The organism is Mesorhizobium sp. ISC25 (genome assembly GCF_042295465.1).
Classification (GTDB): Bacteria; Pseudomonadota; Alphaproteobacteria; order Rhizobiales; family Rhizobiaceae; genus Mesorhizobium.
This window is the reverse complement of sequence record NZ_CP135441.1, coordinates 6,367,971-6,391,896: the sequence shown is the minus strand read 5'-3', so window position 1 is coordinate 6,391,896 and position 23,926 is coordinate 6,367,971. Positions and strand designations below refer to the sequence as shown.

Here is a 23,926-nt window from a genome sequence, read left to right as displayed (position 1 = left end):
AGGAGTTTTTCATTTCTGCAAAATGGATATCGGCTGGGACGATCTCAGGTTGTTTCTCGACGTTGCGCGGCTGGGTGGCTTGAGCGCAGCGACGGGAACCACGCGCCTCAGCGCAGCCACCCTTGGACGACGCGTCACCGCGCTCGAAAAGCAGATCGGCGAACCTCTGTTCGTGCGCCAGCAGACCGGCTATCGGCTGACCCCGGTCGGGGAAGAACTGCTGCGGCGCGCCGAAGACGTCGAGGCGGCAATGCAGTCGCTGACCCGCTGGCGCGAGGGAAATCTGCCCGACCGCATTGTCCGCATCTCGGCCGGGCCATGGACCTCGGCCTTCGTTTCCGCCCATATCGGCGAGATCTGGACGGTCGATGACGGCATAAGGGTGGAGCTTGTCACCACCACCGACCGGGTCGACATCGGCCGCCGTGCCGCCGACATCGGTATCCGCAGCGAGCGCCCGACCGAGCAGTGGCTGGCCGGCCGTCAGAGCGGCAAGGTCGCCCACGCCATTTATTCCGGACGCCACCTGATCAACGGCATCGCCGCCGGATTGTTCGTCGGCGTCACCGGCGAAGGCGCAAACATTGCCTCGGCGCGCTGGCTGCAAGCCCATCACGGCGACCGCATCGCCGTACGCGGCAACAACACCCATTCGGTGCGCGAACTGGTGGCCGCCGGCGCCGGGCTTTCGGTCTTTCCGTGCTTCGTCGGTGACAGCGATCCGCGGCTGGTTCGCGTCGCTCACCCTATCCCCGAACTCGAAACCGACCAATGGATCGTCACCCATCACGAGGAACGTCACTCCCCGCCGGTACGGAAAGTCGCCGACCGGATCGCTGCCTTGATGCGGGCGCACCAGCCACTGTTTCGCGGCGAGACGCCGATCCGGTAGGCCTCGGGCGTCGATCGGCCGCCAGTGGATCAAGAATCAGATATTTTGGTTGGTTGGACGATGTGCCGCCGCCGTTGAGGACGCCGGAGTGCGGCGCGCTGCTCGAGATCCTTGGGCGGAGAGAGCGGTATAACCGGTCAGCACCACGCTGCCTATCCGGTCACTCGTCCTTCTGCCGGCTCATAGCCGTATGCTTCGCCCTGACGCACCACGCGACCGATGCCCGGCCAGCCAAGGTGCGCGCCGGCGATCCACGTCCCCACCTCGGCCGCGTCACTGAAAACCTTTAGGCGGGTTGTGCGCGCGGTCAGCTGATCGTCGTCATAGCCCCAACTGAACGCGGGATTGCCGAACTGCAAGGCCGGCACATGAACGATGTCCCCGAAAAATAGGAAACGGTCCTCGTCCGTGTCGAACGCGTAGCCGGTATGACCGGCAGCATGACCGGGCAGGGCGACCGCCCTCAATCGCTCACCCACCTGGTCGCCATTCTGGACGGGCTTCAGCAGGGGCCGGAACTGCGCAAGGTGCGCGTAAGCGAAAAAGCCCTCCACAGCCGCCTCGGGAATTACGATCGCCTTCAAGTTTGGAAAGAGCACTCGGCCGTCGGGGGTCAAAAGTCCGTGCACATGATCCTGATGGGCGTGGGTGAGCGCCAAGACCGTGATCGAAGCCGGGTCGATCTTGGCTTCCGCCATGGCCTGCTCAAGACACCCCACTGTCGGGGCCCAGCCCCCTCCTCCGCTGTCGATCAGAACGCCGTCAACGCCTGGACCTGCGAGGGCGAAGCAATTGACAGACAGGCGAAGCGGCTCTGCCTGCAGAGCTTGCGGCACCGGATTATCCTGCGGGTCTCGTAGAAGGTCCGCCGACATCTCGATGTAACCGTCCGAGAGCGACCAGACGCGCCACCGTCCCGACGTGCTGCCGAGCACGTTGTTGCTTTGCGATGTCACGATCATAAGGCCACCCGCCGCAAACTAAAATGGAGGATAGGTTCGATTGTCACTATTGGCTCTCTGCATCCTCTGCGCAAAAGCGCGGGGAAACCGATGAAGATTAATCCGGAAAGCACCCGATCTCGATAAGCCACGGATTGGAAAATGATCGGTGACCGATCTGCTAGCTTCGCGGCGATGCCAGCTCTTGTTGCATGCCCATGTAGATTCCTCCCTTCGTAAGCTCGTCAATCATCTGATTTATGCGCTTTCGGCGTGTTTCCGGGTGACGGGCGCGCTCGATCCAATGCAAGTAATCATTACGCTGATAGGGAGGCCGTTGCTTGAAAGCAGGCATCAGATTTGCGGCCTCGAGCTCTGCACGCAAACTGTCGGGCATTTTAGCCAACGGACTTTCAGCAAATCACGTCTCCGCCATTCGAATCCTGATGCTGGAATAGATCACAAGTCAGCCCTCGCGCCTGCGAGACCGCAGCCGGCCTGGCGACAGCCCTTTCAATCGGGTCACGACGCGATTCATATGGGCCTGGTGAGTGAAACCCGCGTGCTGAGCAATCTCGGCCAGCGGCAGATCGCTATTTTCCAAAAGCTCGACCGCGCGATCAACGCGGCGGCGTAAAATGAATTGATGTACCGGCAATTGCGTCGCCTCGCGAAAGGCGGCGGTGAAGGCGCGTCGTGGCATTCCCGCGATTCCGGCAAGATGGTCGATCGACACCCCCTTTTCCAGATCGCCGTCAATCGCAGCGAGAACCCGGTCGAACCGCTGCGAGGTTAGGACCGGAGACTTCTGCTGCCGCTGACGTGCATGCCCGAGACGGAGCAGGTTCGCGAAAACCAGGCCCAGCGTCCATTCGCGGACGATGGGGTTGGCTGGCGGGTCGCCTTCGAGGCGTCGGCACAACTCGGCCACCAGCGAATCGCGTATCGGTCGATCGGTCAGGATTACCAGGTCCTCGGGGGTCCCGCCTGCGGATACCAGGAGCCTTGATGCCAGAGCGGAGTCAACGGTGATCATCGTCAGCTCGCGCGGCTCCTCGATCTTGAACCGCGTGGCACGCTCGGGAAGGCTGAGCAGCAGGTCGCCGGGGCGGGTGAAGACGCGCCGCAGCCCGCGGCCAAGATCGATCTCTGCATAGGATGAACCGCTGCGAATCACACGCAGCTGAACGACTCCGGCCGGCGCATGGCGATAGTCGCCGGCAGGAAAGAACAACCTCTTTGCACTTGCCGCGGTCACCATCGTTGTACCGGGCGCCCGGACGCAAGTTCCTGCAGGACTTCGATGATCGATCGCCGCATCCTCGATCCTTGACGCCTACACTTTTGCCCGTTTGACTGGTCCACCAGGCGCATCATTTGCCAGGGCAGTCAGTTCACCAATCCGGGGCACAAAGATGTTGTGCAGTGTCTGGGTCATAATGGTCATTTCACGCTGAATTTGTAGTTCCTGTGCGGCGGGAAACAATGTGTCCTGCAAGAAGAGTTCCAGGCCTGTCTTGTCGTCCCATATCTCGATGATGCGATAGCCATCGTCGGTGGCATGCGCGATGTGCTGGTAGATGCCGCCAGCCGGCCGTTTCTCCACGCCGATCCGATCGAGGATGCGGCTATAATCTTCGGCCGTCAGGCCGGCAATATCAAGTGTCGTCACTACGGCCATGGTTCATCCTCGCTGCTGATAGTGGTTGTTTGAAGTGGAGTTCTTGGACGGGCCCCGGATCCTATTGGGCCTACGTCGTTTGGCATCGCCGTCCTGACGGCGAGTTTGACTCCCGAACTTCACCGACAGGAGCGGCCTTGGTTCCTCAGCCACCAAGCGCCTCGATGACAAGACGGGCGGTCGCCGCTCCGGAGAAGTTCTGCTGGCCGGTGATCAAATTGCCGTCGCGCACGGCAAAATCGCGCCACAGCCCGGCATGAACATAATTCGCGCCGAGCGCACGCATCTCATCCTCGATCCGCCATGGCATCAGATGCGTACCGTGCGGCAGCGCGCCCATCTCCCAGACGGCATTATCGGCGAAGTCTTCCTCGACATTGGCGAAACCGGTAACAGTGCGCCCTTTGGCCAGCAGCTCGCCGGTTGAGAGGCGCGCGTAGCGCAGCAGCGCGACGCCATGACACAAGGCGGCCGCGACCTTGCCGGCCACGAAAAAGTTGACGAACAGCCGCTGCAACTCGGTTGCGCCTTCGAAGGTGAACATCGGCGCCTGGCCGCCAGCGACGACGATCGCGTCGAACGCGTCGACCGACAGCTCTGCGATGGGCCGGGTCGTCTCCACCAGCGCCGCCAGTTTCGGCGTCGACAGGAAACCGAGCGAGATCAGATCCGTATCCGAATAGCCGGACGGATCGCGCGGATCGCTCAACGCATCCGCCTCGCATTTGCCGCCCTCAGGCGAGAAGATCGCGACTTCGTATCCGCGCTCGGTGAAGGCGAGCCAGGGATGAGTTAACTCGCTCCACCAAAACCCGACCGGCCAGCCTGTGGTGGTTGAAACAGCCGGGTTTGAAAGGACCATCGCGACGCGTTTGGGATGCCGCGGGTCGAGTGGGTTGGAATCGCGCACGCTCATCGCGCCATCTCGACTGGTTCGCCAAGATTTGCCCAAATCGTCTTGTATTGGGTGTAGCTTTCCCACGCCTCGCGGCCCTGCTCGCGGCCATAGCCGCTCATCTTGAAGCCGCCGAACGGCGCATTAGGATGGTATTTGTGCCAGCAGTTCAGCCAGACCGTGCCTGCCTTGATCCGGTCGGCGAGCCGCAAGGCGCGGCCGAGATCGCCGGTCTGGATGCCCGAGGCGAGCCCGTAGCTGGTGTCGTTGGCGATCCGGATCGCGTCCTCCTCGCTGTCGAATGGAATCACCGGCAGGACGGGGCCGAAAATCTCTTCGCGCGATATCCTTAGGTCTTTGGTCGCATCGGCGAAGATGGTCGGCTCGATGAAGAGGCCCTTGCCGTTGACCTGGCGGGTGCCGCCGCCCGCGGTCAGTCGCGCGGTGTGCTTGCCCTCTTCGACATAGCTCAAGACCTTGTCATACTCGCCGCGCGACGCGATCGGCCCGATCATGGTCGCAGGGTCCAGCGGATCGCCGAGCGTCGCCGACTTCGCCATGGCGCTCAGCTTCTCGACAACCTCGTCATAGCAGGCGCGTTCGACCAGCAGGCGCGATCCGGCGACGCAGACCTCGCCCTTGTTCCAGAAGATGCCCCAGAAGGCTGCCTGTATCGCGGCATCGATATCGGCATCGGCAAAAACGATATTGGGACTCTTGCCGCCGAGCTCCATGGTCAGGTGTTTCATCGTCCCGGCACCGTTGCGCATGATGCCCTGGCCGACGGCGGTCGACCCGGTGAAGGCGATCTTGTCGACGCGGGCATCGTTGACCAGCGCGTCGCCGATGGTGCCGCCCGGCCCGGTGAGGAGATTGTAGACGCCTGGCGGCACGCCCGCGTCGAGGATGACTTGCGCCAGGGCGAGGGCCGTCAGGGGCGTGTCGGTCGCAGGCTTGTGAACGACCGTGTTACCCGCCGCGAGTGCCGGCGCGATTTTCGAACAGGACAGCGCGAGGGGAAAATTGAACGGGGTGATCGCAGCGACCACGCCGAGCGGCTCACGCCGCGTCAGGATCCTGATATTTGGTTCGTAGCTGGTACGATAGGCGCCGTCCATCGCGCTCATGGCGAGCCCGCCGTGAAAGCGGAACAGTCCCGAGCAGTGCGGCATGATGATATCGCGGAAATCGCGATAGGGCATACCCATATCCATCGCCTCGCGCACCGCGAAATCCTCGGCCCGCTCGTCCATCAGATCGGCGATGCGAAACAGGATCTTGGCGCGCTCCTCATGATGCATCCGCGCCCAGGGTCCTTGCTCGAAAGCCCGCTGCGCGGCCGCGACGGCATCGCTCGTATCGGTGACGCCCGCCTTCGCAATATTGGTGATCGCCGCCTCCGTGGTCGGATCAAAAGTCGTCGAAGTCTCGCCACTGACGGCATCGCGCCATTGGCCATCGATCAGCAGACGTCCTACTGGAATCGCCTTGCGCGGCGCGGGTAGATAATCAGTCATGAACCGGTTCCGTCCTGTCGAATGAGATTGAAGGAAATTGTCGGCCCCATCCCGTGCCGATAGGCGAGCTGGACCAATAGCAGCATCATCGGCTCGATCAGGCGCGAGGCCGTGAGATCGCCGACATCGACCGGCATTGTCGGCAGATCGGCGAGAAGCCGGCAAACCGCCGCCTTGGCATCTGCGTCATTGCCGGCGACATAGCTCGTCACCGGATCGCCGTTGAGACGCGGATCATCCCTGTCAAGCAATTCGGCAAAGGTCGGAATGCACTTGACGACAAGCGCGCCCCGCGCGAGCCTCTGAACCTCCTCGCCTACCGACGTCGTAGTGCCTAGCAGCATCGTGGAAAGGTCAGGCGCGACTGCATTGGTATTGTCCCAGACGATCTTGCCGGACAAATCGCCAAGCGCGTCCATCGCCAACTCGAGAGCCGGCCATGGCGTCGCCAGGGCAATTACGTCGGCCCATCTCGCTACTTCGTCGGGGGCACCGAAGCCGACACGGAGGGTTGCCGCGATTGCGCGCAACTTGCCTTCGTCGCGACTGAAGCTGAGGCGAATTTCGTGCCCGGCGAGGCCAAGACATTTCGCCAAGGCCTTCCCGAGCGAGCCTGGTCCGATGATCGCAACTTTCACAACTGCCTCCCGACACGCGATCGGGCTTGCCTAGCACCATTGCAGTCGCGCTTATTTCACGAATTGCCCTTGCACGATCGGGCGCACTCGTCACATGGGTCGGCGCCAATTGGCATGCGGATCCGCCGCGCAGTCACGCCCTCCCCTGAATGTGTCCCTACTGGGGATATATGTGCGGGGCGACTATGGGGCAGGGTGCCATTTTCTCAGCGGAGTTCCCCAGGGCACAAGGCTGCTCACATTGGTTGACGCTAGATTTTCTTTGCCTAATCCGTCGGCGTTGCGATGACTTTTGTGGCATCAGCATAACGCGATTGTCTGCAAATCCGGGGAAAGGCCGCCTCAGGACGGCTTTCCGGACTGGCACGCCCCTTGCTTCGTTATTCACGTGCAGAGCGTCTAGGGTTCCGGCCGTGTCGATCACGGTGCTGGTCCAAGAGACGCGACCGCCATGGATGCATTGAAGCATCCGGCGGAACACGGCGGGCCAAAATCCCGGGAGAACCCTGCACGGGTTTGCTGGCGCGAACCTCTCCCGGATGCGCGCTCCGTGAACCCCCCAAACAGACGTTCGGACGCAATCCGGATCGCAAACAGGGGTATGCCATGCTTCGCAAACTGGCCGCAATCATCCTAGCCGCTTCACTCAGCGTTCCCTCCATATCGGCCGCGGAAGCGGCGCCCAAGAAAGACTTCAAGATTTGCTGGTCGATCTATGTCGGATGGATGCCGTGGGGCTATCTTTCCGACAGCGGCATCATGAAGAAATGGGCCGACAAATACGGCATCAATGTCGAGATCACCCGCATCAACGACTATGTCGAGAGCATCAACCAGTACACCGCCGGCGGCTTTGACGGCTGTTCAATGACCAACATGGATGCGCTTTCGATCCCCGCCGGCGGCGGTGTCGACACGACGGCCTTGATCGTCGGCGATTTCTCCAACGGCAACGACGCGGTCATCCTCAAGAACAAGGCCGCGCTCAAGGATATTGCCGGCCAGAAGGTGAATCTCGTCGAGCTTTCCGTCTCACATTACCTACTTGCGCGCGCGCTGGAGACGGTGGGGTTGGCCGAAAAGGACATTACGGTGGTGAACACCTCTGATGCCGACATGGTCGCTGCCTACGGCACCAGCGATGTCACCTCGGTCGTCACCTGGAATCCGCTGGTCTCGGAAATCGCCGCCATGCCGGGCGCCTACAAGGTATTTGATTCGACTGAGATTCCCGGCGAGATCATCGACATGATGGTCGTCAACACCGCGACGCTGAAGGACAATCCGGCCTTGGGCAAGGCGCTTGTCGGTGCATGGTATGAAGCCATGGCGCTGATGACCTCGGGCACGCCCGAAGGCAAGGCGGCCAAGGAAGAGATGGCCAAGGCGTCGGGGACGGATCTTGCCGGTTTCGACGCTCAGCTTGCATCAACGGCGATGTTCTTCGAGCCGGCCAAGGCGGTCGCATTCACCAACGGCGCCGAACTGCCGAAGACCATGGATCTGGTGCGCAACTTCCTGTTCAGCCACGGCATTCTTGGTACCAACGCGCCGAGCGTCGACGTGATCGGCATGAGCTTCCCCGATGACTCGACGCTGGGCGACGTCAACAACGTCAAGCTGCGCTTCGATCCGGCCTTTATGGCAGAGGCAGCGGGCGGAACGCTCTGACGGGGGAGCGCGACATGCTAGCCAGAGGAACCGGCATCATGCAGGCCGCAGTAGGCCCCGAAGTCGCGCGCCTGCAGCTTAGCAGGCCGAAAGCGCGGCTTCGCATCATCAACGCGACGGTCTCCCGCGGCGGAGCGTTGCTGCTTGGGACGCTGCCGTTTGCCGCCGTGGCGATTGCCTATCTCTTCGCTTCGGCGCAAAGGCTGGCGGTCAATCCCAGCGACAAGCTGCTGCCCTCCCCTGCACAGATGTGGTCGGCCTTTTCAGACCTGGCGACAGTGCCGGACAAGCGCTCCGGCGACCTGATCCTGTGGGCCGACACCTATGCCAGCCTGATCAGATTATTCGCCGGAGTCGGCATGGCCACGCTGGTGGCGCTCAGCCTCGGCGTCGCGATAGGTTTCATCCCGCGCGTCAGGGCGTTTCTGCTGCCCTTGGTCACAGTTGTCTGCGTCATCCCGCCACTGGCGCTGCTGCCGATCCTGTTCATTGCGCTCGGCCTCGGCGAAACGGCCAAGATCACCTTGATCGCTCTCGGCGTCGCGCCGGTCATGGTGCGCGACATCGCCAACCGGGTGATGGAATTGCCGCCGGAGCTCGTCGCCAAGGCACAGACGCTCGGCGGCAACAGCTGGACCATGGTGCTCAGGCTGGTGCTGCCACAGGTGATGCCGCGTCTCATCACGTGCGTACGGCTGGCGCTTGGGCCGGCATGGCTGTTCCTGATCGCGGCAGAAGCCATCGCCTCCACCGAGGGGCTCGGCTACCGCATCTTCCTCGTTCGTCGCTATCTGTCGATGGACGTCATCCTGCCTTACGTCGCCTGGATCACGCTGCTTGCGGTGATGACCGACTGGCTACTCGTGCGGCTCTCTCACATCATCTCGCCCTGGGCTCATCCGGTGCGGACCAGATGAGCCGGATCCTCGTCCATGGGCTGGAGAAGAGCTACGGCGACGCCCGCGTGCTGGAACGGGTCAACGTCTCCGCCGAAGCGGGTGAATTCCTGTCGCTGGTTGGCGCCAGCGGTTGTGGAAAATCGACGTTCCTGCGCATCCTGCTTGGCCAGGAACAGCAAAGCGGCGGCGTGGTCGTCGTCGGCGACCAGCCGATCGTGCCGGAGCCGACGCCGCAGCGCGGCATCGTCTTCCAGCGCTATTCCGTGTTTCCGCATCTGACCGCGCTGCAGAACTTGCTGCTGGTCGAGGACTTCCGTTCGGGCGGACCATTCGGCCGCGTCTTCGGCGCCAGGCGCAAAAGCGCCAGGCAAGAGGCCGAAACCATGCTGGAACGCGTGGGCCTCGCCTATGCGCGCCACCTCTATCCGGCCTCGCTTTCTGGCGGCATGCAGCAGCGGCTGGCGATCGCTCAGACCTTGCTCGGCCGGCCGCAGATCCTGCTTCTCGACGAGCCGTTCGGCGCACTCGATCCCGGCATTCGCATCGAGATGCATGAGCTGCTTACCGAGCTCTGGACCGAACACGGCATGACCGTCGTCATGGTCACCCACGATATAGGCGAGGCATTCAAGCTCGGCACCCGCGTGCTCGTCTTCGACAAGGTGCGCCACGACCCCCAGTTCCCGTCCGCCTATGGCGCGACGATCACCTACGATCTGAAGCTCGACCGCAAGCACCGGGCTTCCGCACGAGACGTGGCCGAAGTGGCCGCGATGGTCGGGACGACCCGACTGGATAGCGCAATCGCGACGACGGCGTCGTGAAGGAGGTTTTCATGCACAGAGATAGTCCAGAACGCCGGTATCGCCGCGCCGGGCTCACCGACCGCCAGCCACGCCAACGCTTCCACCATCCGAACTTCGAGATCCGCGACATGCAGGGCTGGAAGTCGATCGAGGCGGAAGGAAAGCTGCCCGAGGATGGCTGGCGCAAGGAACAGAAATGGGCACTCGACATGGGCCTGCCCGGATCGGATTCGATCATCGACAAGTCGATCCCGACATTCGCGCGAGGCGAGTTGCCGCATTTCGCCGGCATCAACACCTTCCTCAAGGCGCCCTATGTCGAGAACGTCCGCGATGTCGGCAGGTATGACGCTGCCGTCATGGGCATTCCTTTCGACAGCGGCACCACCTACCGGCCCGGAACCCGCTTCGGGCCGCAAGGCATTCGCCGCATCTCGGCGCTCTACACGCCTTACAATTACGAGCTCGGTGTCGACCTGCGCGAGCAGATGACGCTTTGCGACGCCGGCGACGTCTTCACCATCCCCGCCAATCTCGAAAAGAGCTTCGACCAGATCACCAAGGGCGTCAGCCATGTCGCCTCGTCCGGCGCGCTGCCGATCATGCTGGGCGGCGACCATTCGATCGGGTTTCCGTGCGTGCGCGGCATTGCCGACGTGACCTCCAAGCGCATCGGCATCATCCATTTCGATCGCCACATCGACATCCAGGAAAAGGATCTCGACGAGCGCATGCATACGACGCCCTGGTACTGGGCAACCAACTTGCCGAACGTCTCGGCCACCAATCTGGTGCAACTCGGCATCGGCGGCTGGCAGGTGCCCCGCTACGGCGTCGCCGAGGCGCGGAAGCGCGGCACCAACGTGCTGACGATTTCCGATATCGAACAGATGGGGCTGGAGAAGGCGGCGGAGATCGCGCTCGAGCTCGCATGGAAGGACACCGACGCCGTATACATCTCCTTCGATGTCGACAGCATCGATTGCGGTTTCGTGCCGGGCACGGGCTGGCCGGAGCCGGGCGGGTTCCTGCCGCGCGAGGCGCTGAAGCTGCTCGGGCTCGTCTCTGCGCCCGGCATCTGTGGACTGGAAGTGGTCGAGGTGTCACCGCCCTACGACACGTCGGACATCACGGCGCTGTTTGGCGTGCGGGTGGTCGTCGAGGCGCTCGGCTCGATGGTCGCGCACGGCAATCTCGGCAAGCACAAATCCATCATCGACAAGCCGACGAGCTTTTGACCATGCACGACGATCATCGTCACCTCAGCCATGACCATGGCGACGGCCACCATCACGGGCCGAACGGCCATCATCACCATCCGCACCCCGTCGGCCACAACGGGCCGGTCGGCAAGCCGTTGCAATGGCAGACACCGCATCTACCGCACGACCATGCGCCCGAACCCACCGACGCGCGGGCGACGGATCTCGATCTCGTCGAGATCGCGTTTCTCGAAGGGTTTTCGCGGGCGCCCGACCCCTCCAGTTTCCTGCGCCTCGCCGGAATTCCCTTCGTCGGCGAAACCGCCGACGGCATGCGGCTGCATCTCCTGCGCGTCGAGACGCAGGACATGGTCGATGTCGGCGCCGTCATGCCGCTGATTGGTGGCGCCGGCGTCACCTATCACCCGCTGCCCGCGAAACTGACGTCGCGCCGGCGCCGCCTGGCCTTCGTCTACCATGACGGCAGTGGACAAAGACCCCTCGACTTCGGCGAGGCGCGGCTTCTGGCGGACAGGTCCGGCGCCGCACAATTCACCATGCCAGGGGCCGGACAATGAGCACCGGCCTTGAACCGATCGCACCTCTATCAAACAGGTCCAGAACCATGAACAGAACGCTTTCATTCTTCGGCAGACTCGCCCTGGCAGCCGCCACAACCCTCATCCCCTCATTGGCCTTCGCCCATAGCGGCGGTTTTCATGCCCATGGGTTTGTAGACGGCCTTCAGCACCCGCTGGCCGGTATGGACCACCTGCTTGCCATGATGGCTGTAGGCATCATTGCCGCTCGCGCCGGCGGCAGGGGGATCATCATCGTGCCGTCGTGCTTTGTCTCGGCGATGATCGCTGGCGCCCTGCTCGGTATCGCCGGCATCGGCCTGCCCTCACTGGAAACCGGCATAGCGCTATCGCTGGTAGTCTTCGGCGCCATGATGATGCTTGCCAAGCCGTTTCCGCTCGCTGTGGCTGCCTCGCTGACTGCCCTCTTCGCCCTCTTCCACGGCAATGCCCACGGCGTCGAAATTCCCGAGACCGCCAGCGGCATCGCTTATGCGGTTGGCTTCGTGGTCGCCACCTCGGCTCTTCACACGACCGGCGCGTTGGCCGCCCTGACACTTCGGCGCTGGCCGGGAGCCATCCGCACGGCAGGGGTCGGCACGTCGGTGGTCGGTATGGCGTTGGCAGCACAGATCATCTGACCCAGGCATCTGCGATGAACAGGAGGGGAAGGCATGACCAAGCGGCTGACCGTTTGGCAGGGAATTCGGAACATGCTGTATCAGATCCTGAAAATCCGGGCTGAGCGGCTCTGATCACATCCGCCCGAGATCAAACCCGCGACCGGCTTCGTGCCGGCCGCGGTTGTTCCTATGCGCATAGAGGCTTCCCTGAACCATGAGTATTCTGCGCTCAGGCGCGAACCGGTTCGCGCCTGAGGGCAGAATTGTGCCAGCAGGGGGTCGCAGACGATGCCGACGATCGGGGCGGATCCCAAGCATCTCGGTGCACGCACTGGCATTGCACCTATGTTCCCACTCATCGGAACGGGCGCTGCGGCACCATCCGCATGTCATGCCGGGCAGCCGCATGGCGCCGGACGGAAGCAGGTGGATGTCATCGCGCCCGACCTTCCTCCTCCAGTGCCGGTGCTCGGGGAACTGTTCCGCCGACTCGTCACCCGGCCGATCGCCGTCCATTATGCTGGTAGGCTCCGCCCAAACAACTCTGAGGGGAACGGAACTTGGAGGGCTGGAAAGTCGATACCTCCCAGTGAGTGGGCTTCTCCCTTCTTGGCCAAGGGAGAACGCCAGTGAACAGGCTTCTCGGTCCCCGCTAATGATCGTTATGCAGGCCGTTCGGTAGCACTCGGTCGCCACTTGATGAGATGCTTCTCAGCGACGTCCAGGATGCTGTCGATAATCAGCACGAAGATCGCCAGGATCAGGATGCCTGCGAAGACGCCGACCGCATCAAAATTGCCTTCCGCCTGAGCGATCAGATAGCCTAGCCCGGCCGAAGCGCCAAGATATTCGCCGATAATCGCCCCGACGACGGCAAAGCCGACCGATGTGCGCAACGACGACAGAATCCAGCTTGCCGCCGCGGGGAAGTAGACGTGGCGAAGCAAGTCGGACCGCTTGGCTCCCAGAATGCGGGCGTTCGATAGCACCACCGGGTTCACTTCACGGACGCCCTGCATGGCGTTAAAGAAGGTGACGAAGAACACAAGCGTGACCGCGAGCGCCACCTTGGACCAGAGACCGAGGCCGAGCCAAAGTACGAAGATAGGCGCAAGCACGACACGGGGAATTGCATTCAGGCCCTTGATGAAAGGATCCAGAATGCGCGCGGCCGAACGGCTGAGACCGAGCCATACGCCTGCCGCCACGCCAAGTGCCGTTCCGACCAAATAGCCGAGCACGGTTTCCGTCAGGGTGATCGCTACATGTCTATAAAAGCTGGCGTCTATCACCCAGGATACAATCTGTTTGAAGATGTCCACCGGCGCCGGAAAAAAGAAGACGTCGATCACCCCTGCCATAACACCGAGCTGCCAGCCGCCGACAATTGCCACCAAAAGCGCGGCCTGGATAGAGCGTTCAGTCGTGGCGTTCATAGCTTTTCTCCACTTCGCCGCGCAGGGACGACCATATACTGCGATAAAGATCCATGAAGCGTGGATCGAGCTTGATTTCGGCGACGTCGCGTGGGCGTTCAAGGTCGACGGGGAAGCTGTCGATCACGTGCGAGCATGGTCCGGCGGCAAGCACCACGACCCGATCACCGAGAGCAATTGCCTCTTCCAGGTCGTGTGTGATCATCACAACGGCGCGCCGCTCCTCCTGCCAAAGCCGCAACAGCTCATTCTGCATCAGGTGGCGGGTATGAATATCCAGCGCCGAGAAAGGCTCGTCCATCAGGATAACCTTGGGACCAGTAATCAGCACCTGTGCCATCTGCACCCGCTTGCGTTGACCGCCTGAAAGCTGATGCGGATAGCGATGCTCGAAGCCCTTGAGCCCGACTTTCGCCAGCCATCTCATCGATCGCCCACGACGATCGGCAGCGCCGACACCCTTGAACATGGGGCCGAGTTCCACGTTCTCGATCGCGGTCTTCCACGGAAGCAATGCATCCTGCTGGAAGAGATAGCCGATATCGTTCTGGATCCCGCGCACCGGCTGACCATCGATTGATACGGTGCCACTCGCTGGTTTCAGCAGGCCGGCAACCGCATTGAGTATCGTGCTCTTGCCGCAGCCGGTTGGGCCAACGATGGCGAGGAACTCGCCATCGGAGACCTTCAGATTTACATCTTGCACCGCCACATAGGCACCGAAGGCCATGGTGACCGCGTCGAGGGAAACCATCGACTTTGCTTGATGACGGTTGTTCGCCGGGGGGGCGGTTTTTACTATGGCCAATGCCATGACCTCCTCCTGTCAGTTGGCGGGGACGTTCGGGACCTTGCCGACGAACTCGTTCGTGTAGGTTTTCGCAAGATCGATTTCAGCCGCGGCGACTTTTTCGTTGAAGCTCTTCAGGACGGCGAGCGGCGTCTTGATGTCTTCCTCGTTGATGCGCCCGTCCTTTGAGAAGATCGCTTTCGCGTTCTCGACCGCCTTGACGTAGGTGTCACGATCGCCGGAAATAAACTCCTTCGGCAGCTTTTCGACGATCTCTTCAGCGGAGTGGCTATCCATCCACGCAAGCGCTTTGACAGTCGCATTGGTGACTTTCTGGATGGTTTCCGGATTGGCCTCGATAAAGCTCTGCGTGGCATATAGGACCGAGGTCGGGTAGATCCCACCGTAGATCGCTTTGGCGCCCTCGTCGCTGCGCGCGTCGATCAGGATCTTGCCGACACCCTTGGCTTCGATGATGGTCGCCGCCGGATCGTAGTTGACGAGCAGGTCGACCTTTCCTTGTTCGATCGCCGCAACGGCGGCGGAGCCGGAGCCGACGCCGATCAGCGAAATGTCGTCCGCGGTCAGTCCGTGGCGTTGCAAATAGTAACGAACGAAAAAGTCGGAAGACGAGCCCGGCGAAGTAATACCGATTTTCGCACCTTTGATCGTTTCAGGCTTTGCCGGGTCGAACGTGCTCTTGCTGCCGCCTGCCAGCACGAGACCGGAATTGCGAGCGAGTAGCACAAAGGCCACGACGGCCTTCTTCTGCGCCTGCATCTGGATCGTATGGTCGTAGAAGCCGACGGCGATATCAGTCGAGCCGGCAACAAGCGCCTGAAGTGTCTTTGACCCGCCCGATGCGAAGTTTTCGACGGTCACCTCCAGGCCTTCCTTTTCATAAAGGCCGAGCCCCTGGGCGACCGGAAATGGAAGATTGTTGAGATTGTAAGAGCCGACGCTGATGCGGACCGGTTCCGCGAACGCGGAGCCGACAAACGCGACGGTTGCCGCGAGGGCGAGCATGAGCTTGCGCATAATATTCTCCTCCTGTTTGTGGCGCCCTCCCGGCGGCCACGGTTATTATGCCGCGCAACCCAGTTGCGTGACAGGTTTTGCGAATACATGTCCTTCGAACAGCCGGCGGGCGGTGCGAAGGATTCCGGCGACGACTTTGCCGTCCCTTTCATACAGCTTGACGTCCAGGTGGCCGCTTGGATGCTCTATGGAAAGCACGACTGGGGGCGCACGCACGCCGATCAGGAGCGACGCAACCGTGCCCTGGCTGATACAGGCAGTGGCGATCCCTACGGCGCCCGTGGTTGCCAGCGACGGATGACATTGATGAGGCATAAAATACCGTACGCTGATATCGCCTCCCGACGTTGGCCGGGAAATGAGCACCGGCTTCGGCGTTACCTGATTGCAAACGTCTCCAAGGCCCATCAGTTCGCCGGCGGCGATGCGCAGCTTTTCCAGCCGCGCTAGCAATTCCCTATCGGCATTCAGTTCAGCCGCTGACTCGAAGCCGCTTGCGCCGATCGAGTTTGCCTCGATCAATATCATCGGCATGGCGCAGTCGATGCAGGTGACAGCCACACCATCGATCAAGTCGACTGGTCTGCCTGTGGGAAACAGCTGTCCCGTACGGGCCCCCGCTGCGTCCATGAAGGTCAGTGCGATTGGCGCCGCACGGCCGGGCACGCCGTCAATCGCAGCTTCACCGAGATAGGAGACGCTGCCGTTTGGAGTGGGAACTTCGGCCTCGATCAGCTTGCTGGTGTTGACGTTGTGGATTCGGACGAGCGTCGTTTCGCCACGAACCGGGACAAGTCCAGCTTCGATGGCAAACGGACCGACCGCAGCCAGCATATTGCCGCAGTTCGGCGAAGTGTCGACAATCTGTTGATCGACCCGCACCTGGGCAAAGAGATAGTCCACGTCGGCGCCAGGAATGCTGGCAGGTCCGACGATAGCCACCTTGCTCGTGACCGGGTTGCCGCCACCGATGCCGTCTATCTGTAACGGATGGCCCGAGCCCATGACGGACAGTAGGATCTCGTCACGCTGCGCGGCAGCCGCGGGAAGATCGCTTGCCAGGAAGAACGGACCCTTCGAGGTGCCGCCTCTCATCAGGACGCAAGGGATCGCGAACAGGTCGTTCATCGCTTGTGCTTCCATCAGAATTATGTCACCGCCGTATCAATCAGCGCTCTTTGATCCAATTATCGGAAGAAGGCTTTTATTTGTGAAATGCTAAGAATCGGGGGATTGATGCAAGATGAGCATTAATTGCGAGATCCTTGACCTTCGCGCCTTCCTGAGCGTCGTAGAGTTGGAGAGCTTCCATGGCGCGGCCGACGCCTTGCATCTGTCACAGCCTGCGTTGAGTCGACGCATTCAAAAGCTGGAACAGGTTATCGGGTCGCCCCTCCTGGAGCGGACGACCAGGCGTGTATCCGCGACTGCTCTGGGTACAGAGCTCGTGCCGCTCGTCCGACGCATGCTGGAGGAGTTCGATGGCTCTCTGTTTGCTGTCCGTGACGTTGGACCCAATCGAGGCGGATTGGTGACGATCGCATGCCTCCCTACCGCGGCATTCTACTTCCTGCCCACCGTCATCCGACAGTTCAATGAGGAGTACCCGAACATCCGCTTTCGCATCCTGGACTTGCCGGCGACCGACGGTCTTCAGGCCGTGGCACGCGGGGAGGTGGAGTTCGGCATAAACATCATGGGCACGTCCGATCCGGACCTGACCTTCGAGCGGCTCGCGGAAGACCCATTCGTGCTTGCAGCGCGCAAGGATCACCTGCTTGCAGCAAAACCATGGGTGGAGTGGGCGGAGTTGGAGCCCTATCATCTGATCACGGTTCATCGATCAAGTGGCAACAGAACGCTGCTCGACGCGGCACTGGCCAAATCGAACATCAAGCTTCGCTGGTTCTACGAGGTAACGCATCTGTCCACCTCCCTCGGGCTGGTGGAGGCAGGCCTCGGGATTTCGGTGCTGCCACGAATGGCAACCCCGCAAGAAGACCATCCTTTTCTGATTACCCGCCCCATCCGCAATCCCGAGATATCACGCACTATCGGCGTGGTTCGCCGTCGCGGCGGCACCTTGTCGCCGGCGGCAGAGCGATTTCTCAAGATGCTGATCGACGTATGGGGAACTGATTGAAATGCCTTAGGAAGTTCACGGTTGCACCATAGCCGCCGGGAGCGCAGAAAGCAGCAAATGCAAATGACTTAGCCAGTCTCATTTTGTCCTCCCTTTGCGTGCTCCACATGCCCACCCGATGGATAGCGGCCAATTCGACTGCGCCGCGGGCGCGCTCAATGGCCAGACGCGGCTTACATTAGGTTTTTCTGATATGATAGCGCAAGCACAGTTGCGGCCCTCTGAATGACCGAACTTCTACGTGCCGTCCAGAACCTCCGCGCGTGGCCGATAGAGCCGCATCATGTAGTTCCAGCCAGCCACCATCGGCAGGCAATTGGCAGCTTGCCGTCGCATCCTCCTCCTGACGAACACCTAGTACGGTCAACCCTTAGGTACCACGCCGCGCCGCTCGAGCGCGGTCTTACGGATGATTTCCGCGATCTCCGGGCTGCTGCTGCACAGCATCTGGAAATCCGCCGAGTGCAGCGACAGGAGTGAGACCACCGTTATGGCGCTGACGGTCGCCGAGCGCGGCTCGCCGCTGATCAGCGCCATCTCGCCGAAGAAGGCGCCAGGGCCAAGCTCCACCGGGTTCGGCGTCGCGACGCTGACGCGCCCCTCCACGACGAAGAACATCTGATCACCGGTCTCGCCATTGCGGCAGATCACAGCGCCCGCCGGCACGATGCGAGGTCGTAATGCGCGCACGATCTCGACTAGCGCGGCCGGGCCGAGCTTCTGAAACAACGGCACGGCGGCGACCAATTGCCAATTACGGACGAAATCCTCGCGACGGACTTCTTGGTAAAAGCCGGTGGCAAGAATGCCAGCCCAGAGCGCGAAGATGCCGATGCCACTCATCATGACCGCCCCGGCAAGGACGCGGCCGGCGAAGCTTTGCGGAATAGCGTCGCCATAGCCGGTAGTGGACAGCGTGACCACCGCCCACCACATTGCCTGGGGGATGCTGCCGAACTTTTCCGGTTGGACGTCGCGCTCGATGACATAGGCCGCGAGCGAAACACCGAATAGAACGATGCCGAAGACCGTGGTGACGCCGATCAGGTTGCGCGCTTCGTTGGTCAGGATCCTGCCCAGCAGCGGGAAGAAAGTCGAGTCGCGCAGCGGTTTCAGCAGCCAGACAGCACAGTAGAGGCTCCGGTCGGGCGTGCCGACGAGCAGAAATGCGGCTAGTGGAACCAAAACCGCGAGCACATCAATGGCGATTGCCGCCGTCCTGTCCCGAACGTCTCCCGCCCGGCGCTTGAGCAGCGTCTCGGCCAGTTCCAGAAGATAGACGCCCCAAATGACCGCGAGCACGGCAGCCAGAGCCAGTCTGCTTCGTCCGGACATATCCGGTGTCGTGAGCGTAGCCACCGCCACAAGCCCAGTCGCAGCCAGCAGCGCGTTGAGCGGCGCGTAAATTCTTAAGAAACGCAGTACCGACATTCTATGCCCACGAGCGGCTACTACCCTCCAGAATAGGATGCCTTCAAGGCAAGCGCAAAGGTGCTTACTGTCGCTGCGATGTGCATCACCAACGGTGAACTCAGATGTCCGGGAAAGTGAACTGACACGCCACAACCCGATTCGGACAATTGCAATAGGTTCCGCGAAGGTCAGCTTCGGAGAAAAGACGACATGGGATCGCGACGGAAAACTGACATATCGGACGCCGCAACGCGACGCGGCAGAAGCGCCAAGCTGGTTGGTGATCATCATGTCGGTTCGTCTAGTACCAGGCGTCGGGCGCCAAACTCGCCTTCCGGCCTGAGCTAACAGGCCAGCCGAACCTCATCGGCCAATCTCAACCGGTTCGCCATCAGGGTTTCGTCCGGATTCCGGTCCGGGCAAGCCTCAATGCCGTCGAGAACCCCAAATGCGGCATGTTGAGCATTTCGCCTTCTCGCGATCGTGGCAAGGCAGCTCGACCCGGCGTTCATCTTCGTCGACAGCCGCCGGATGCCGGCTTGGCACAGGTGGAAAAGGAAACAATCCCGGGCTCTTAAGTTACACCGAAAGGCTCGCCGAGGTCGGCTGCAACACGCCGGGGAACGGCCCGATCCTGGCCGGGCGATGCCCGGACTGGAAGAGGTTGCTGTGGAGGTTGGCGATCCACTGCTTGCCTTCGGTCGTCAGCTCCAGATAACGGATCGCGTCGCCGATATAGGGCTCGACCTGCAGCGTGAAGAAATCGGTGAAGATGGCGCCGAGATCGGCGGCGGTCTTGCAGCCGAGCTTTTCCACCATTCCGATCTCAGAGAACTCGGCAAATAGCGCCGGCAGCTTGCGGTGGTAGAAGGGATCAGCGAGTTGGCCGATCAGGTCCGCGGCCCTGACCAGCGCCGGCTCGGTGTTGGTGACCTGGTAGGCCGGATCGTTCGGCACCGGAAAGCGCGTCATCTCGATCGCCTCGACAATGCGCTCCTCGTTGATGAACTTCGACGAAGCAAAACGCTGGCGCGCATAGATCTTGGCGCGCTCGATATGATAGGGCGCAAGAACCGCGTCGGAGGCGCCCCGCGGTGGCGTATGGCGGTCGCCAGCGTCGTTAATGACGAAGCTGTCCTCGGTGTCGCCCCGGCATACGCCGTGCACCATGCCAATGTCGTGGACAAGCAGCGCGCAGGTATAATGCAGCCAGTCATCGGGAGTCAGGGATTCCGAAAGCAGCCGGCCGCGGATGATCTGCTGGCCAGCGAGCGTAACCATCAGTGTATGCTCGATGTTGTGATAGAGCGCGTTCGAATTGCCGATGCGCTCCAGGACAAGGCGGGCCGCCCCGCCTATGTAACTCGCATATTCCGGATTGCGATGCGAGAAATACTGGAGATAGAGTTCTGACAGATAATCGCCGAGCCGGTCGGCCATTATGGAGATTGGATTGAGCATTACAATCGTTCCTGAGCGCTTTGAAGCACGACAAGTCGCGCCGCGTGGCGGCCATCCTAGCACGGTTCCGGCGTAGATCTTATCTTAGGACCAAGGCCCCAAAGGCAGCGGCGACTACCGAATGCTGCTGCGGTCGCCATCGCCTCTCACGAGGCCGTGGCCGCTGTCGGTGCTATCTGCACCGTCGGCGCGACTGCCGTGGACCATCTTTATCCATGCTTCGAGGCTCATCTCGACCGGGCATCCACGACTCTAGCGTCGTTTCCAGCGATGTCTGCTTTCAGGAAGTGGCAAAGCTGGTCTCTACGTCCGACATTGCGAAGGGTTTCGGGTGCCGTCAGGCGTACGAAAGCCTCTCATGCAGGAACCCGCGGGCAGCAGGCGGCGAGCTATGGGGATTTGTGTTTCGAGGTGTGCCGGCGCCTGTCGCGAACGTCCGCGCGCGGTGCTGTCAGGGCGTCGAGGAAGTAGCCTTCCGGCCTGGTCGGGTAGCCTGTCGCGATGAGGACGGTGTGGTTTGGGTCCCGGGAGACTGGCGCCACAGCGAAGCGCACAGGCGTTTCCGTTGACCCGCGCCGGCGTAGCGCGGGTGTGTGGCCAGACCGGCCATGCCGGGTCATGGGGCGGTCTCCCGGTTCGTCATCCGTGCGCCCGGCGGTCCGCGCGGCTGGCTGCACCGTTCGAACACCTCGATGACGATCATACGCCCGCCGCAGCATGGGCACGGCCGGCGGAAGTCGTCCGGTTCCGCCGGAGGATCGTTCGTGACGGCAGGCGCGACCGCCAGCAGTTGGCGGGCGCGCGCGAGGCAGTCCTTGCGAGAGCCGCCTGCAAGCAAGCCATAGTGGCGGATGCGATGGAAGCCGCGCGGGAGGACATGGAGCAGGAAGCGGCGAATGAACTCGTCTGTGGCGAGCGTCATGACCTGCTGCCGGTCGGTGCCGTCGCGGCGGTAATCCTTATAGCGGAAGGTGACGCCAGCCTCTTCGAAGGCGATCAGGCGGCGGTTCGAGATCGCGGCCCGGTGGGTATAGCGCGACAGATAGGCGAGCACCGCCTCGGGACCGGCGAAGGGCGGCTTGGCGTAGACCACCCAGCGCTTCTTCTTGAGGGGAGCCAGGTGGCGTAGGAAGGCCCGTCGCTCGGCGAGGTGCGCCATCGATCCGAAGAAGGCGAGCCGTCCAGCATCGTGCAGTGCGATCAGCCGGGCGAGGAACAGGCGGCGGAACAATTTGCCGAGCACGCGCACCGGAAGGAGGAAGGCCGGGCGCGAGGAGATCCAGCGGGTCCCGTCGAGCGCGATGCCGCCGCCCGGCACGATCATGTGGACATGAGGATGGTGCGTCATTGCCGAGCCCCACGTGTGGAGCACGGCGGTGATGCCGATGCGCGCGCCGAGATGCTGGGGGTCCGCTGCTATCGTCAGCATCGTCTCCGATGCCGCGCGGAACAGCAGGTCATAGACCAGCGCCTTGTTGTGGAAGGCTATGACGGCGACCTCGGCCGGCAGCGTGAACACGACATGGAAGTAGCCCACTGGCAGCAGGTCGGCTTCGCGCTCGGCGAGCCATGTCCGCGCGGCCGCGCCCTGGCACCTGGGACAGTGCCGGTTGCGGCAGGAGTTGTAGGCGATGCGCCACTGGCCGCAGTCCTCGCAGGCCTCGACGTGACCGCCAAGGGCTGCGGTGCGGCAGTTCTCGATCGCCGACATCACCTTGAGATGCTGCTGGCTCAGGTGCCCTGCATGGGCGACCCGGTATCCGGGACCCGCAGCACGGAAGATATCGGCGACCTCCAGGTCCCCCCGCACCGGTTCAGCCGGGAGGCGTCTTGCCTTCCATCAGCGCCATCAGCCGGTCGAGCGGCCCTGCGACCGCGTGGATCGTCCGGGTCGAGACCTTGGTGTAGAGCGCTGTCGTTTCGAGCTTGCTGTGCCCGAGCAGCACTTGGATGACGCGGATGTCGATATCCTGCTCGAGCAGATGGGTGGCGAAGCTGTGCCGCAGCGTATGCGGGCTGACGCGCTTGCGGATACCGGCGACTTCGGCGGCTTCCTGAACCGCGCGATGTAGTTGCCGTGACGAGATCGGATCGGTGCAACTGCGCCCCGGGAACAGCCAGCCATGCGGAAGCATCACCCCGCGACGCTTGCCTTCGCGCCACCACAGCCGCAGCAGTTCCAAGAGTTGCGGCGAGAGCATGGCGTTGCGGTCCCTGCGTCCCTTGCCCTGTTCGACCCGGATCAGCATGCGTGTGCTGTCGATATCATCGACCTTGAGGTGCGCGACCTCCGATACGCGCAGGCCCGCGCCATAGGCAACACCGAGCGCGGCCTTGTACTTGATGCCAGGTGCTGCTTCGAGCAGCCGCGCCGCTTCCTCCACGCTCAGCACGTCTGGCAGCTTTCGTGGATAGCGCATGATCACCAGCACACGGGCCAGATCCCGCCGCTTCAGCGTCATCAGGAACAGGAACCGCAACGCTGAGACCGCGCCGTTGATGGTCGCAGGCCCGACGCCGTTCTCATGCTGATACAGCTGGAAGCGACGGATGTCCTCGGGCGTCGCAGTATCGGGAGAGCGTCGGAGGAAGGCTGCGAAGCGCCGGACGTGACGAACGTAGTCCTGCTGGGTATGGGGCCCCAGGCCCCGCATGAGCATATCTTGCTGCATGCGCTGGCGAAGCGGCGTAATCGGTGCATCGGTCGACAGAGTATCCATGGCAAGTTCCTCTCGTTGAAGGAACTCCATGGTCGGATCGCAGCTACTACCCGCTCAAGACCAATCCCTGTCGCACCATCTCAGAACGACGTGCCCCTCCCGCGAAGCGGGTTCGTGCATCAGGCGCAAAGCTGTCATTCGCGTCGTGGAAGACGTACGTCGGCTTCGGGTCAGACTTTCCGTTCCCCACCGGTCTTTGCAGCACCGAGCCAGATCCAAATGAATGGTTTCAATCGGACCGGTGCAGGGCGGCTTATCGGCCGCCCTTTTTTTTAGGCCCATAATGGGCCCAAAACGTTTTGGGCCGAGGCCACTTTTTCGCAATAAAATCCAATACTTTGGTGGGCCCGGAGGGACTCGAACCCCCAACCAAGCGGTTATGAGCCGCCGGCTCTAACCATTGAGCTACAGGCCCCACGGCGCTGGATTAGTGTTTTTCCCTGAACTGCACAAGGCTTTCCCTGGGCTTTCCAAGCAGGCGTTCCAAGGGGGCTGGCAGAGATCGCCCAAATCAGCCCATATTGATAACCTAATGCACGTCGCCCATTGGACGCCGCCCAACACTCGGCCGTCTTGGGATCG

At 62.0% G+C, this 23,926-nt stretch carries 23 protein-coding genes, 1 tRNA gene, 1 pseudogene and 1 riboswitch; of the genes and pseudogenes, 8 read left to right on the top strand and 17 right to left on the bottom strand.

Annotation, left to right across the window (positions count from 1 at the left end; all coding sequences use genetic code 11):
• Nucleotides 1-22: 22 nt before the first annotated feature.
• Complete coding sequence (locus RQ479_RS31530; protein ID WP_352467080.1) at nt 23-892, top strand: LysR family transcriptional regulator; 870 nt, start codon at nt 23-25, stop codon at nt 890-892.
• 152 nt (nt 893-1,044) lie between these two features.
• Here RQ479_RS31530 and RQ479_RS31525 read toward each other — a convergent pair whose 3' ends face one another.
• From RQ479_RS31525 to RQ479_RS31495, 7 genes are all read right to left on the bottom strand, one after another.
• The gene (locus tag RQ479_RS31525) at nt 1,045-1,854 is read right to left on the bottom strand and encodes an MBL fold metallo-hydrolase (RefSeq protein WP_376703591.1); all 810 of its coding nucleotides are present in this window, start codon (nt 1,852-1,854) and stop codon (nt 1,045-1,047) included.
• Nucleotides 1,855-2,014: 160 nt separating this feature from the next.
• Nucleotides 2,015-2,188, bottom strand: coding sequence for a YdeI/OmpD-associated family protein (locus RQ479_RS31520; protein WP_376706057.1), 174 nt, complete (start codon nt 2,186-2,188; stop codon nt 2,015-2,017).
• A gap of 111 nt (nt 2,189-2,299) precedes the next feature.
• The gene (locus RQ479_RS31515; protein WP_352721408.1) at nt 2,300-3,094 is read right to left on the bottom strand and encodes an AraC family transcriptional regulator; all 795 of its coding nucleotides are present in this window, start codon (nt 3,092-3,094) and stop codon (nt 2,300-2,302) included.
• Nucleotides 3,095-3,169: 75 nt separating this feature from the next.
• The gene (locus RQ479_RS31510) at nt 3,170-3,514 is read right to left on the bottom strand and encodes a hypothetical protein (protein ID WP_376703590.1); all 345 of its coding nucleotides are present in this window, start codon (nt 3,512-3,514) and stop codon (nt 3,170-3,172) included.
• A gap of 145 nt (nt 3,515-3,659) precedes the next feature.
• Nucleotides 3,660-4,430 (bottom strand): type 1 glutamine amidotransferase domain-containing protein, encoded by a 771-nt coding sequence (locus RQ479_RS31505; protein ID WP_376703589.1) that lies wholly within the window; start codon nt 4,428-4,430, stop codon nt 3,660-3,662.
• On the bottom strand, nt 4,427-5,926 hold the full coding sequence (locus RQ479_RS31500) for an aldehyde dehydrogenase family protein (RefSeq protein ID WP_376703588.1): 1,500 nt from the start codon (nt 5,924-5,926) through the stop codon (nt 4,427-4,429). Before RQ479_RS31500 ends, RQ479_RS31505 begins: the two co-directional genes overlap by 4 nt.
• On the bottom strand, nt 5,923-6,564 hold the full coding sequence (locus tag RQ479_RS31495; RefSeq protein ID WP_376703587.1) for an NADPH-dependent F420 reductase: 642 nt from the start codon (nt 6,562-6,564) through the stop codon (nt 5,923-5,925). The genes RQ479_RS31500 and RQ479_RS31495 overlap by 4 nt, the downstream gene beginning before the upstream one ends.
• 388 nt (nt 6,565-6,952) lie before the next feature.
• Nucleotides 6,953-7,068: riboswitch (guanidine-I (ykkC/yxkD leader) on the top strand.
• 102 nt (nt 7,069-7,170) lie between these two features.
• On the opposite strand from RQ479_RS31495, the gene RQ479_RS31490 reads away from it, so the two are divergent.
• The 6 genes from RQ479_RS31490 to RQ479_RS31465 are packed head-to-tail and all read left to right on the top strand — an operon-like array spanning nt 7,171 to nt 12,361.
• Nucleotides 7,171-8,235 carry a putative urea ABC transporter substrate-binding protein gene (locus tag RQ479_RS31490; RefSeq protein WP_376703586.1) on the top strand — a complete coding sequence of 355 codons (1,065 nt, stop codon included), beginning with the start codon at nt 7,171-7,173 and terminating at the stop codon, nt 8,233-8,235.
• Nucleotides 8,236-8,273: 38 nt separating this feature from the next.
• Complete coding sequence (locus RQ479_RS31485) at nt 8,274-9,152, top strand: ABC transporter permease (RefSeq protein WP_376706056.1); 879 nt, start codon at nt 8,274-8,276, stop codon at nt 9,150-9,152.
• Complete coding sequence (locus RQ479_RS31480) at nt 9,149-9,958, top strand: ATP-binding cassette domain-containing protein (RefSeq protein ID WP_376703585.1); 810 nt, start codon at nt 9,149-9,151, stop codon at nt 9,956-9,958. The genes RQ479_RS31485 and RQ479_RS31480 overlap by 4 nt, the downstream gene beginning before the upstream one ends.
• An 11-nt stretch (nt 9,959-9,969) precedes the next feature.
• Nucleotides 9,970-11,178, top strand: a complete 1,209-nt coding sequence (locus RQ479_RS31475; RefSeq protein ID WP_352467068.1) for an agmatinase family protein — start codon at nt 9,970-9,972, stop codon at nt 11,176-11,178.
• Between the two features lie 2 nt (nt 11,179-11,180).
• Nucleotides 11,181-11,720: a hypothetical protein gene (locus RQ479_RS31470; RefSeq protein WP_376703584.1), complete on the top strand. Its 540-nt coding sequence runs from the start codon at nt 11,181-11,183 to the stop codon at nt 11,718-11,720.
• Between the two features lie 47 nt (nt 11,721-11,767).
• Nucleotides 11,768-12,361 (top strand): HupE/UreJ family protein, encoded by a 594-nt coding sequence (locus RQ479_RS31465; RefSeq protein ID WP_376703583.1) that lies wholly within the window; start codon nt 11,768-11,770, stop codon nt 12,359-12,361.
• Between the two features lie 644 nt (nt 12,362-13,005).
• On the opposite strand, the gene RQ479_RS31460 is transcribed toward RQ479_RS31465, so the two are convergent.
• Genes RQ479_RS31460 through RQ479_RS31445 form a run of 4 tightly spaced genes read right to left on the bottom strand, consistent with a single transcriptional unit; the run spans nt 13,006 to nt 16,735 of the window.
• Nucleotides 13,006-13,779 (bottom strand): ABC transporter permease, encoded by a 774-nt coding sequence (locus tag RQ479_RS31460; protein ID WP_352917045.1) that lies wholly within the window; start codon nt 13,777-13,779, stop codon nt 13,006-13,008.
• Nucleotides 13,763-14,593 (bottom strand): ABC transporter ATP-binding protein, encoded by an 831-nt coding sequence (locus RQ479_RS31455; protein ID WP_376703582.1) that lies wholly within the window; start codon nt 14,591-14,593, stop codon nt 13,763-13,765. Before RQ479_RS31455 ends, RQ479_RS31460 begins: the two co-directional genes overlap by 17 nt.
• Nucleotides 14,594-14,605: 12 nt before the next feature.
• A complete protein-coding gene (locus RQ479_RS31450; RefSeq protein ID WP_376703581.1) occupies nt 14,606-15,607 on the bottom strand; it encodes an ABC transporter substrate-binding protein in 1,002 nt (333 codons plus the stop codon).
• A 45-nt stretch (nt 15,608-15,652) separates the two neighbouring features.
• On the bottom strand, nt 15,653-16,735 hold the full coding sequence (locus tag RQ479_RS31445) for a 4-oxalomesaconate tautomerase (RefSeq protein WP_352917008.1): 1,083 nt from the start codon (nt 16,733-16,735) through the stop codon (nt 15,653-15,655).
• Between the two features lie 115 nt (nt 16,736-16,850).
• On the opposite strand from RQ479_RS31445, the gene RQ479_RS31440 reads away from it, so the two are divergent.
• Nucleotides 16,851-17,750, top strand: coding sequence for a LysR family transcriptional regulator (locus RQ479_RS31440; RefSeq protein WP_292661417.1), 900 nt, complete (start codon nt 16,851-16,853; stop codon nt 17,748-17,750).
• A gap of 237 nt (nt 17,751-17,987) precedes the next feature.
• Here the strand turns inward: RQ479_RS31440 and RQ479_RS31435 are convergent.
• The 6 genes and pseudogenes from RQ479_RS31435 to RQ479_RS31410 form a co-directional block, all read right to left on the bottom strand.
• Nucleotides 17,988-18,091 (bottom strand): annotated as a pseudogene (locus RQ479_RS31435) (carboxylesterase); the annotation flags it as partial.
• Nucleotides 18,092-18,113: 22 nt separating this feature from the next.
• Nucleotides 18,114-19,181, bottom strand: a complete 1,068-nt coding sequence (locus tag RQ479_RS31430; protein ID WP_376706055.1) for a cyclic nucleotide-gated potassium channel — start codon at nt 19,179-19,181, stop codon at nt 18,114-18,116.
• A 561-nt stretch (nt 19,182-19,742) separates the two neighbouring features.
• Nucleotides 19,743-20,624, bottom strand: a complete 882-nt coding sequence (locus RQ479_RS31425; RefSeq protein ID WP_376703580.1) for a metal-dependent phosphohydrolase — start codon at nt 20,622-20,624, stop codon at nt 19,743-19,745.
• 616 nt (nt 20,625-21,240) lie between these two features.
• Nucleotides 21,241-22,434, bottom strand: a complete 1,194-nt coding sequence (locus RQ479_RS31420) for an IS91 family transposase (protein WP_376703298.1) — start codon at nt 22,432-22,434, stop codon at nt 21,241-21,243.
• Nucleotides 22,435-22,438: 4 nt separating this feature from the next.
• A complete protein-coding gene (locus RQ479_RS31415) occupies nt 22,439-23,344 on the bottom strand; it encodes a tyrosine-type recombinase/integrase (protein WP_376703297.1) in 906 nt (301 codons plus the stop codon).
• A 339-nt stretch (nt 23,345-23,683) separates the two neighbouring features.
• A tRNA-Ile gene (locus tag RQ479_RS31410) sits at nt 23,684-23,759 on the bottom strand.
• Nucleotides 23,760-23,926 lie beyond the last annotated feature (167 nt).